The 10,708-nt window shown below is 71.5% G+C and carries 12 protein-coding genes and 1 pseudogene; 5 read left to right on the top strand and 8 right to left on the bottom strand.

The annotated features are described in order from the left end of the window. Both KY661_RS28355 and KY661_RS28350 read left to right on the top strand, forming a co-directional pair. Positions 1 to 540: pseudogene (locus tag KY661_RS28355) on the top strand (hypothetical protein); the annotation flags it as partial. Between the two features lie 95 nt (positions 541 to 635). After that, positions 636 to 1,898 carry an SGNH/GDSL hydrolase family protein gene (locus tag KY661_RS28350; RefSeq protein ID WP_225413191.1) on the top strand — a complete coding sequence of 421 codons (1,263 nt, stop codon included), beginning with the start codon at positions 636 to 638 and terminating at the stop codon, positions 1,896 to 1,898. A gap of 7 nt (positions 1,899 to 1,905) precedes the next feature. Here the strand turns inward: KY661_RS28350 and KY661_RS28345 are convergent, their stop codons facing one another. From KY661_RS28345 to KY661_RS28330, 4 genes are all read right to left on the bottom strand, one after another. Further along, complete coding sequence (locus KY661_RS28345; protein ID WP_225413187.1) at positions 1,906 to 2,319, bottom strand: SpoIIAA family protein; 414 nt, start codon at positions 2,317 to 2,319, stop codon at positions 1,906 to 1,908. A gap of 16 nt (positions 2,320 to 2,335) precedes the next feature. After that, positions 2,336 to 3,931, bottom strand: a complete 1,596-nt coding sequence (locus KY661_RS28340; RefSeq protein WP_225413186.1) for a methyl-accepting chemotaxis protein — start codon at positions 3,929 to 3,931, stop codon at positions 2,336 to 2,338. A gap of 355 nt (positions 3,932 to 4,286) precedes the next feature. Beyond that, positions 4,287 to 4,652: a hypothetical protein gene (locus tag KY661_RS28335; protein ID WP_225413185.1), complete on the bottom strand. Its 366-nt coding sequence runs from the start codon at positions 4,650 to 4,652 to the stop codon at positions 4,287 to 4,289. Positions 4,653 to 4,761: 109 nt separating this feature from the next. Beyond that, a complete protein-coding gene (locus KY661_RS28330; RefSeq protein ID WP_225413184.1) occupies positions 4,762 to 5,283 on the bottom strand; it encodes a PTS sugar transporter subunit IIA in 522 nt (173 codons plus the stop codon). Between the two features lie 299 nt (positions 5,284 to 5,582). Here KY661_RS28330 and KY661_RS28325 point away from each other — a divergent pair, with 299 nt between their 5' ends. After that, complete coding sequence (locus tag KY661_RS28325; protein WP_225413183.1) at positions 5,583 to 6,872, top strand: Fic family protein; 1,290 nt, start codon at positions 5,583 to 5,585, stop codon at positions 6,870 to 6,872. On the opposite strand, the gene KY661_RS28320 is transcribed toward KY661_RS28325, so the two are convergent. The 4 genes from KY661_RS28320 to KY661_RS28305 form a co-directional block, all read right to left on the bottom strand. After that, complete coding sequence (locus KY661_RS28320) at positions 6,873 to 7,415, bottom strand: DUF6232 family protein (RefSeq protein WP_225413182.1); 543 nt, start codon at positions 7,413 to 7,415, stop codon at positions 6,873 to 6,875. Positions 7,416 to 7,549: 134 nt separating this feature from the next. After that, entirely contained in the window at positions 7,550 to 7,879 is a 330-nt protein-coding gene (locus tag KY661_RS28315; protein ID WP_225413181.1) for a hypothetical protein, read from the bottom strand. Between the two features lie 96 nt (positions 7,880 to 7,975). Continuing rightward, positions 7,976 to 8,425, bottom strand: a complete 450-nt coding sequence (locus tag KY661_RS28310; RefSeq protein WP_225413180.1) for a hypothetical protein — start codon at positions 8,423 to 8,425, stop codon at positions 7,976 to 7,978. A gap of 182 nt (positions 8,426 to 8,607) precedes the next feature. Then, on the bottom strand, positions 8,608 to 9,282 hold the full coding sequence (locus tag KY661_RS28305; protein ID WP_093522946.1) for a tetratricopeptide repeat protein: 675 nt from the start codon (positions 9,280 to 9,282) through the stop codon (positions 8,608 to 8,610). Between the two features lie 119 nt (positions 9,283 to 9,401). Here KY661_RS28305 and KY661_RS28300 point away from each other — a divergent pair, with 119 nt between their 5' ends. Next, a complete protein-coding gene (locus KY661_RS28300; protein ID WP_225413179.1) occupies positions 9,402 to 10,091 on the top strand; it encodes a site-specific DNA-methyltransferase in 690 nt (229 codons plus the stop codon). Between the two features lie 308 nt (positions 10,092 to 10,399). Then, complete coding sequence (locus KY661_RS28295; protein WP_225413178.1) at positions 10,400 to 10,699, top strand: hypothetical protein; 300 nt, start codon at positions 10,400 to 10,402, stop codon at positions 10,697 to 10,699. Positions 10,700 to 10,708: the final 9 nt, after the last annotated feature.

Genomic DNA, 10,708 nt, shown 5'->3' with positions numbered 1-10,708 from the left:
CTGGCCGGGGCCGGGCTCGATGCCGCCTCCATGCTCGGCATGATGGCGCCGCAGATGATGGCGCCCATGATGGACCCCTACGCGGCCGCGGGCCTGGGCCAGGGCTTCGGCGGGGCGCCCATGATGGACCCGTACGCCATGGATCCGTACGCCGCCGGTGGCCTGCCCCCGGAGCTGGCCGGTGCGCCCATGATGGACCCGTACGCCGCCGGTGGCCTGCCCCCGGAGCTGGCCGGTGCGCCCATGATGGACCCGTACGCCGCGGGCCTGCCCCCGGAGCTCTCCGGCGCGCCCATGATGGACCCGTACGCGGCGGAGTCCCTGGCCCCCACCGCGGGCGGCTTCGGCGGCCCCGCCGCGGGCGCCAGCGGCCAGTCCGGGCTGAGCGACCTGCTGAACACGGTGGCCGACGCCGTCTCCACCGTGGCCCAGGTGGCCGAGGCCGTGACGAGCCTCGTGGATCAGGCCAGCAATGCCCCGGCCAAGCTGGCCAGCACCGTCCTGCAGGGCGCCCAGGCCGCGCTGTCCCCCGAGCAGTGAGCCTTGCCGGGCTCCCCTCCCGCAGCGCGGGGAGGGGGGCTCTTCCCTGGGCGGGGTGAGTGAAATGCGGCAGACTCCGGGGGCCCCTCCCCGTGATGCGCTCCGCCCCCGCTTCCCTTGCCCTGCTCTGGATGGTGCTCGCGGTGAGCGGGCTCCTCCTCGCGCCCCCGGTGGCCGCCGCGGAGCCCTCCCCGGCCCGGCCCCTGCGCGTGCTCTTCATCGGCAACAGCTACACGTACAACCACAACCTCCCGGCCCAGCTGGAGGGCCTGGCCCGCTCCGCCACGCCCCCGCTGCGCCTCCAGACGCGCACCATCGCCCGCGCCGGGGTCCGGCTGCAGCAGCACTGGGACCGGGGTGAGGCGCTCGCCGCGCTCCGGCAGGGCCCCTGGGACTATGTGGTGCTCCAGGAACAGAGCACCCTGGGCTTGCGGCTCATCGACGGCCGCCACGCGGTGAACGACCCGGAGCTGGCCTTCCACCCCTACGCGCGGCGCTTCGCCGAGGAGGCGCGCAAGGTGGGCGCACAGCCCCTCTTCCTGCTCACGTGGGCCCGGCGAAGCACCCCCGGTTCCCAGACCCAGCTCACCCAGGCCTATATGTCCGTGGCCCAGGAGACCGGGGCGCCCATCGTCCCCGCGGGGCTGGCCTGGGAGCGCAGCCGGCAGGAGCTTCCGGCGCTGGAGCTGTACCACGCGGACGGCAGCCACCCTTCCGCCGCCGGCAGCTACCTCACGGCGGCCTGCCTCTACGCGGCCCTGACGGGCCAGTCCCCCGAGGGGCTGGCCGCCACCGTGAGCGGGCACCCGAGCCCCGAGGGGGTGTTGGACCCCTCCCGCACGGTGACGCTGGCCTCCCTCTCCCCGGAAGAGGCCGCGCACCTGCAGCGCGTGGCCTGGAGCACCTATTCGGAGCTGCGTGAGCGCGGCGGCTACCTGACGGTGGGGCCGCTTCCCCCCGAGCCGCTGCCCTCGCTTCCGGAGGGCCTGCCGCTGGAGCCCGCCGCGCTGGTGGGCACGTGGGAGGGCGAGCTGCGCTTCTACTCGGAGGAGGCGGGCCAGTCCCCAGCCACGCTCCAGCTCGTGCTCAAGCCCCGGGGCTCCGGCCTGGGCGGCACCGCGCGCATTCGCTTCGCCCAGGGCAAGCGCGAGGGGCCGCAGGTGCTCGAAGGGCTCACGGTGGAGCCCACCCGGCTGCGCTTCACCACGCCCGTGCTGAGCCAGGGACGGGGCCGCGTGGAGCACGAGGCGGTGCTCACGGCGGAGGGGCTCGTGGGGCGCGCCTTCTACGAGAACCCGCGCAACCATGACCGGTACGTGGGCACCTGGAAGCTCCAGCGCGCCCCGGCGCCGCCCTGAAGTGCCCCTAGCGGGCCTGGGCGCGGGCGGCCCGCTGGGCGTCAATCCACGCGCGGGCCTCTTCCTCGGTCTTGGTGAAGACCGATTGATAGGTGGACGGCCTGCCCAGGAGCACGTTGGCCCGCTCCATCATGTTGGCGATGGTGCGCAGGGTGAAGCTCGCCCCGAACAACGCCACCCCGGCGTAGGGCACCAGGCTCCGGTCCTCGCTGATGGCCCGGCGCACTTCGGCCGAGAAGCCCGTGCCCTGGCGCGCGTCCACCAGCAGGTACAGCGCCTCACGGCCTTTCTGGAACTCCCGCACCCGGAGGATCATCTCCCGGGCTTCCCTCAGATCAAACTGGCCATGGGGCGTGAGCCGCACGATGTCCGGCTCCTCGAAGGACAACGTGTGCGGACCGAAGTGCGCCTGCGTTTCCACCGCTCACCTCCCCGCGCTAGACGCGGAACTCGGAGACGATCTTCTGGAGCTGGGACACCGTGGAGTTGATCTGCCCCACCGTCTCCTCCGCCGTCGAGGTCGCCAGCACCACGTCGCCCATCATCCCCGACAGCTGCTGCATGGCCTCCATCATCTGGTGGATGCCCGCGTTCTGCTGCGTCACCGAGGCCACGATCTGCCGCGCCGCCTTGCTGCTCTCCTGCATGACGGTGGTGATTTCCTTCAGCTTGTCCGCCGAGGACAGCACCTGCTCGATGCCCTCCTCCATCTGCTGGCTGTCGCCCTCCGCCGAGGACACCGTCGTGCGGATGGCCTGGTTGATGTCGAGGAGAATCTTTCCGATGCGCTCGGTGCTCTGCAGCGACTGGCCGCTCAGAGCCCGCATCTCGCGCGCCACCACCGCGAACCCGCGCCCGCCCTCGCCCGCGCGCGCCGCTTCAATCGCCGCGTTGAGCGCCAGCACGTTGCTCTGGTCCGCCAAGTCCTTCACGCTGCCGATGATTTCCCGCGCGTGCACCGCCTGCTCCGACAGCTGGCCGATGTTGCCCACCAGCGCGCTCACCCGCTGGCGGATCTGCTCCAGCCCCTGCGCGCTCTGCTCGATGGACTTCTGGCTCTCCACCGTGAAGGAGTCGGCCTGCTCGGCCACCTTCAGCACCATCTCCGCGCGGCTGGAGGCCATGGTGGACGTCTGGGCAATCTCCGCCATGGTGGAGCCCGCCTCCGACAGGCTCCGCGCCTGCTCGGTGAGGAAGTTGAGCTGCTCCTGGCTCACCTTCGTCAGCCGCTCGGCCGCGGTGGACAGCTCGCCCACCACCGCCTGCAGCCCCACGGGCACCGAGCGCAGCCGGTTCACCAGCGCCTCCAGGCTCCGCCCCAGCTGCCCCACCTCGTCGCGCGAGTGCGCGTCGATGGCCAGCGTCAAATCCCCGCTCTCGGCGATGCGCGCGGCCGTGTCCGACAGCTTGCCCAGCGGCTCCACCACCTGACGCAGCACCCACCACGAGCCCGCCCCCAGCCACGCCAGGCACAGCACCGCGAGCACCGCCTGAATGGCCTGCCCGCGCGAGTTCAGCGAGCGCGCCTGGAGCAGCGCCCGCTCCTGGCCCTGCTCCTGCTCGCTCTGGAAGAGCTGGAGCGCCTTCTGCAGGGACTCGAAGCGCGTCGTCTCCCGGGTGAGCGCCGCCTCCGCCTGCGCATCGCCCTTCAGCGCCAGCTCCACCGCGAGCCACGTCTCCTGCTGGTACTGGGCGAAGTCCTTCTGGAGCACCTCCAGGTACTGGCCGGCCGCCACCGGGTTCTGCGCCGTGTCACTCAGGTCCGTGGCGATCTTCCGCCCCAGCGTGCGCAAGGGCTCGAGCCTGCCCGCGTCCTTGCGCAGCACCGTGTCCAGCACCCCGCGGTGGAAGCTCTCCAGCTCCGCCATCAGCACGTGGCTGTTGGCCAGCGCCGGCGCGTGCCCCTGGTCGATCCGCGCGTGCACCTGCTGCGTCCAGATCCACAGCGTCAGGGACACGATAAGAAGAATCAGCAGGAGCGCCGCCGTCACCCCCGGCAGCAGCAACATCTTGTGCTTGAACGTCAGCCTCATCGTCCCTCACCCGGCGCGGAGCCTCGCGTCGCACGGACGCCGCCACCGGCCATGGCTGCCGAAGGAGTGCTGCTCGGCCCACCATGGGACCGGGTGCGCCAGAACATGTCTCTCTTCCTTCACCCAGCAGGACTGCTGGGAGCGATGCTCCAGCAGCGCAGGAATCCTACAGCACGATAGCCAACTGCTCACCCCATGACTCAAGGACTCGCCGACGCTCACGCCTGCCTGCCAACCCCCAGAGGCACATTCCCCTACAGGTTTCCGGAATTTCCCGGAGGCGCCCCCGCCCCACTCCCTTCCTATCAGGAAGAGCAGGCGGCCGGGCGATTCCTTGTCTGCCTGCTCTCCTCCCTCAGGGGGCCGGAGCGGAAAAGGACGGGGCCAGCTCCGTGCGGCACGCCACGTCACACTGGGGAAAGCGCAGGAGGAACTCGGCCCGGTGCTGGCATTGCTCCGGCGAGTCGCTGCGCTCGGGCCCCAGGCACTTGGCGCGTTGATCCCTCCAGGTCTCCTGGTAGAGCGCCTGGCGCTGGACCGGAGACATGGCCCGGAGCGCGCCCCCCTCCGAGCCGCGCATCCACAACCACAGCCCCAGCAGCACCAGCAGGATGGCGCCCACCACCAGCCCGCGCCGGCGGCCCGCGCCCGGGCGGGCCTGCTCCAGTTCCCGCGAGAAGAGCCCACCGCCGGATGAGTCCGCGCCGTCCGTCATCGCCATATTCTAGAACATGCCTCCTCCTTCCGGAGAGGGAAGGGTTCTGCCCCGGGGCCCCGTTGGCCGGTGCACGGGACATCGACATCCATACGGCCAAGGAGTCCCCGTGCGCTCAAGCGTGTCCGGAGCCGGCCCCTTCCGCGAACGTCAGGCCGCCCCGGCGGGCCATCCGGGCCACATGCGCCTCCTCGGCCCGGAGGAGGAGCTGGTGGATCTCCGAGGCGCTGACCGCCGCCAGCAGCTCGTCGCGCAGGGACACGTCCCTCAACATGCCGGCGATCCGCGCCAGCAGGTTGAGGTGCTGGCCCGAGGTGTTCATCGGGGAGACGAGCCCCACGAAGATGCGCACCCGGCCATCCTCCGGCGCTCCAAAGAAGCACCCCTCGTGAAGCACCGCCACACATGCGGTGATTCGCGGCAGCCCCTCCAGCCGGCAGTGGGGAATGGCCACCCCACCAGCGAGCACCGTGCCGGCCATCCGCTCGCGCTCCAGGAGCAGCCGCTCCAGCCGCGAGGGCGCCACCATCGTCCGCGCCGAGAGCAGCTCCGCCAGCTCTTGCACCACGCCCGTCCGGTCGTGCGCCCGCATGAAGGGACGAATCCTGTCTTCGCTCAAGAAGTCCGTGAAGCGCATGTTGTCACTCCCCCCATTCACTCCCGCGCCTCGCGCCCACGGTCTTCCGGGCACGGTGCGCGCGGCCAGAACCCGCGGGCAGAACCTCTCTCGCTTTGCTGGGTCCTCCAGACGTAGGCATTCGCCGCGCTCCCGCCAATGTCTGCCCGGACCTTGTTTTCCGGTGGCCGTCACTTGCGGGCCGGCGGGTGTCCGGGCCCGTCACTCGAATCCTGGGACAATCCCCACACCCACCGTCCAGCAGCCGGCGTCCCTCCTGCCCTGCCGCCCGGGTACACTGTCCCCCAGGAGGCCGCCGGATGTACCGCTATCGCTGGGAGACGAGGTTGGAGGCACGGCTGGAGCAAACCGGCGAGCGGATCCGCCGCCTGCGGCAGCTCCGGCTGCCCGCGCTGGCCGACGAGAGCATGGGCCACTGGCTGCGCGTGCACCACGTGTACCACTCGAACGCCATCTCGGGCAGCCGCCTCACCCTGCCCGAGACGCGCACCATCCTCGAGGACGGCCCCACCTTCGGCGGCAAACCGCCCAAGGTGCAGGCGGAGGCCACCCACCTCTCCCACGCGCTGGACTTCATCGAGTCCCTGGCCAGCTCCCGCCTGCCGCTGACCGAGCGGGACTTGCGCATCCTCCACGCCGTGGTGCTGGGCGCCGGGAATGCCGCCGAGGGGGGCACCTACCGCACCGCCCCGGTGCCCGCGCGCGGCCCGGGCCACACGCCGCCCGAGGCCGGGCTCGTCCCCGGGCAGGTGCAGGAGTTCTGCGCCTGGTTCTCCCAGGAGGCCTCCGAGCCCCCCGCCGAGCCTCCCATCCTCCACGCCTGCCGGGCGCACGCCGCGTTCGATGCCATCCACCCGTTCGCCGTGGGCAGTGGCCGCATGGGCCGGCTCCTCACCCACCTGGTGCTCTTCCGGCACGGCTACCCCCTCACCGTGCTGCGCGTGAAGGACCGGGCCCGGTACCACACCGCGCTCAAGCAGGCCCACCAGGGGGACATCACCGCCCTGGCCACCCTCTTCATGGAGAGCGTGGAGCACGGCCTGGCGCGCTACGAGTACATCGCCCAGCAGTTCGACGAGGGCACGAGCCCTCCGCCCGGCGCCTCCCCGCCCGGAGCGCCCCACGAGTTCCCCGCCTGGAGGCGGGGCGTGGATGGCCTGCTCGACGCGCTGGAGGCGGCGGCGCTCCAGCTCACCGGCAAACACTCGGGGGCCATCGCCGACCTGAGCCTCTCGCTCATCGGCCTGGATCCGCTCACCCCGGCGAGCTGGGAAGAGGCCCGGAAGGGGCCCCTCCCCCTGGCGGTGCTCTGCGGCCAGTCCCCTCAGGGCACCTTCGAGGCCACCCTGCGGGCGCACTGTCCGCGCGAGCCCTTGCCGTGGCAGCGCACGCTGCCCGCGCTCTCGCTCCAGGTGGCCGGCGAGCCCTCCCCCGCGCCCGAGCGCCCCGCCGGGTTCGCCCTGGAGGAGAACCTGTTCACCGTGGCCTCCACCTCGGGACAGCTCCGCCGGGGGCTGTCCGCCACGAAGCTCGCCACGGAGCTCTGGACGCACGCGCTGGAGACGGTGCTCCTGTCGCGGCCCCGCTGATTACCGGGACAGGCGGCGCGGGGGCGGGGCGGGCGGCACCGGCACGGCCTCGGGCGCACTCCACACCAGCGTCCGGTCCAGCGCCTCCACCAGCCGGGTGAAGACCTCGGCGTCCCGCGAGCGGAACACCTCCAGGTCCCCCTGGGCCGTGCGCAGAATCAGCCCGTACGTGTCCCGCACCGTCACCGAGTACAGCAGCGAGCCGAGCACCGTCCCCGCCACGAGCAGGAGCGCCGCGTACACGGGCATCAGGCCCGGCCGCGACAGCAGCACCGGCACCACCAGCGCCACGCAGAGGCTCGCCAGCAGCAGCGGCACGCACAGGGGCGGAGACTGGCGCCGGGTCCGGAACCCCCGGATGTCCTTCATCGCATGCCGCTGGCCCCCCGTCTCCAGCACGAGCCGCGTCAGGCGCAGGCCGGGCAACTCGAGCACGGGCGAGGCCTCGGCCACCGCGAGCGGCTCGGGCCGAGGGGGCGGAACCAATCGCAAGAAAGCATGAGACTGCTGCGTCGCCAGGACCGGTTGCTCTTCATTCATCATGCGGCTCTCCCCCCCCGAGGTACGGCCTGCGCATCCTCGCATAAGGGAAAACCCGGCCAACCCTCCGCGAGGGGCGCCCGCCGAGGAACCAACGGTTGCCCGCTTTCCCTGTAAAAAAGCAAACGGAGGAGGGCTCAGATGAGCAGCGTGGTGTTGGCAATCAGGTCCCACAGCCGGGCGCGCTCCCGGTCCTGGGCGGCCGCGAGCACCACGCTCAGGTCCTGAGGGGCCGCGGAGCCGTGCGCGGCCAGGGCCGCGTCGCCCCGCTCGAACAGTGGGTTCTGGGCACTGGTGGAGGGCAGGCGGCGGAACCCCCACCGGGGCATCAGCTCCTCCAGGTCCTCCAGAATCATCGCGGCCGTCTCGGCGGCCCCGTAGCCGGCGTTCCGGTCCGAGGGCCGCAGAAAGACCCGGAAGGGCAACGCATCCATCCGTTTGGTTTGAAACGCCACCCAGAACAGCATGTCCCTCAGCGAGGGAAAGGCAGGCGCGAAAGCCTCTCCCGGGGCGCCGCCCATGCTCACCCTGGTAGAAGTGCCGGATGCGCAAAGACTGGGGCGCTAGGTGCCCGCGGCGTGGGCCTCGTCGAACCGGATGGCCCCGGTGAAGGGGGTGAAGACGCGCGGCCGGGAGGCCTCGCGCTCGGCCCGCATCGCCTCCAGCGCGGCGTCGAAGGTCTCCAGGTGCGCCATGGGCCTGCCGTGGAGCACCCCGCTGGGGGCCAGGAACAGGCGCGTCGTCTCGTCACCGCCGTAGCAGTGCGCGCGCTGGGCGAAGCGCTCCAGCACCTCGCGCCGCGCCTGGCCGAAGAGCCGCCCCACGGAGAACGTCACCTCCAGCCCATCCAGGTCCATCAGCAGATCCACCCGCCGCCCGAGCGCCGACAGCTTCTCCTCCACATCCGCCTTCCACCGGCTGACATCCTCGGGGCTCACCAGCAGGCACCGGTGGAAGCGGGCGTGAACGATGTCGTGCTGCGCCTGGTACTCGAAGGACATGTTCCAGGACATGGGCGTGGCTCCTCGGCTGGCCTGCGCCCCAGAAAACCGTAAAACCGGAATCCAAAGCGCTTCTCGACTTCATTGTTTAGCGAGTCGAGTCCCTTGGCAATGCCACCCCCCCGGAAACAAGAGCCCGGGGGGCGGGGATCTGCCATCCAGAAGACGGTTGGGCGGCCGGACACCGCGCCGGGTCAGTGGCGGACGAGCAGCTGGTACAGGCGCTGGGCCTGCTCGCGGATGGCCAGCTCCGGCGATTCCTTGGCGCGGTCGGCGTGCTCGAGCGCGGCCTCGGCGTCGCGGTCCGCCAGGGAGAGCGCGAGGTTCAGGTGGGTGGCGAGATCATCCGGGTGGGCCGAGAGCACCCGGCGCAGCAGCGGCTCCGCGTCGCGCTTGCCCTGCTCGCCCTGCTTCAAGAGGAGCACCGCCAAGTCGTTCACCGCGACCGGATCCGTGGGGGCCCGGTCCACGGCCTCCTGGAGAATCTCCCGCGCGCGCTCGGGCTTCTTGAGCGCCTCCAGCACCTGCACGAGCGTGCGCCGCACGTGCGTGGCCTGGGGCAGGCGCTGGAGCGCCTCCTCCAGCAGGGTGGCCGCCTCCTGGGCCTGCCCGGAGGTGAGCGCGGCGATGCCGTGCATATAGATGTAGTTGGGCTCCGTGGGGGCGATGCGCCGCAGCTCCCGGGCGGCGGACAGCGCGCTCTGCGGGGACTTGGCCAGCATGCACTGGCGGTACATCTCCGCCCAGAGCGACACGTCGTCCGGTTCCTCCGCGATGGCCTGCTTGAGGACATGCACGGCCTTGCCCACTTCGCCCTTCTCGAGGTGGGCCCGAGACTGCGCGAAGAGGCGTTTGGCGGATGGCTTCATGGTGGCGCCAGTCTACCGCGCGCGGGGCCGCCTGGGCGCGCCTCCTGCACCGGTTTGACGCCCCTGGGTCCGCCGCCGCATCCTGCCCGCCCTCGCCCCGGGCGAGAGGGGAGGAAACCTTGGAGGAGCAGGCGGCGCAGGGGAAGCGGACGGTGGCGTGCGCGGAGGCGGTGGCGTGGCTGACGGCCCAGGGGGTGCTGGCGGGCTGCTCGGCCGTCACCTCCCTGCCGGACGTGTCCGAGTTCCCCGCGCTGACGCTCGCCGGGTGGAAGCAGTGGTTCATCCAGGCCGCGGCGCTGGTGATGGCGAAGGTGCCCCCGGAGGGCGTGGCCATTTTCTACCAGACGGACGTGAAGCACGAGGGCACGTGGGTGGACAAGGGCTACCTGGTGAGCCGGGCCGCGGAGGAGGCCGGGTGCGAGATGCTCTTTCACAAGGTGGTGTGCCGGCGCCCCGCGGGGACGGTGACGTTCGGCCGGCCCGCGTACTCGCACCTGCTGGGGTTCTCGCGCGGCGTGCGGCTGGACCTGAGCAAGGCCACCGCGGACGTGCTGCCCGAGGCGGGCGAGGTGACATGGACCCGGGGAATGGGCGTGCAGGCCTGCCTCGCCGCGTGCCGCTTCATCCAGGAGCACACCGCCACGCGCACGGTGGTGGACCCCTTCTGCGGACACGGCACGGTGCTCGCGGTGGCCAACGTGCTGGGTCTGGACGCGGTGGGCGTGGAGCTGAGCCGCAAGCGCGCCAAGAAGGCCCGTGCGTTGTATTTGACACCGGGATTTGACTTGTCTGCCAATCATCGGCTCTGATGTGCCGATGGACTTGATACGGCTTCAGCCTGACAGGTCCCGCGGGGGGGGATTCCACATGATGTCTCAAGCGATGCGTGCCCATGCCCAGGTGCCTGGGCAAGGTCCTGTGCCCCAGGAGTCTTCCGTCCGGCGTCTCCCGCCGTGCACGGTTCACAGCCCTGGGTGAGCCGCCCCCCCGCTCCCCGCGCGGCACCGTTTCACCGCAGCATCCTCCGCTTCAAACCCTCTCATTCATTCCACATCCCGCATGGGCTTTCGCCCGCCGGCCAGGCCACGCGCATGCCGCGAGGCCGGAAGGAATTGTCATGAGCACCGGCTCCAAGACTGTCTCCCCCGCATTGCCTTTCACCCCCGCGGTGGAGGCATACCTCCAGCGCGTGCAGGCGCTGGGCGCCATCGAGGGCAGTGGAGACACGCTGGCGTTCAGCCCGCATGTGCAGCCGGTGCTGGAGGCGCTGCACCACGTGCTGGCCGGCGGCGAGGTGGAGGTGCGCATCCTGAGCGCGGGCCAGGCGGGCATCGTCGAGGAGCTGCGCGCGCTCAGCGAGCAGGTCCTCGCGGAGGCCAAGGCCCTTCCCCTCGACATGGCCGTCACCGCCGTATGAGCCCCTGCA

The organism is Allostigmatella hybrida (genome assembly GCF_020103775.1).
In the GTDB taxonomy this organism is placed as follows: Bacteria; Myxococcota; Myxococcia; order Myxococcales; family Myxococcaceae; genus Hyalangium; species Hyalangium aurantiaca.
Note: the sequence above shows the minus strand (reverse complement) of the source record. Positions and strands in the feature narration are given on the sequence as shown.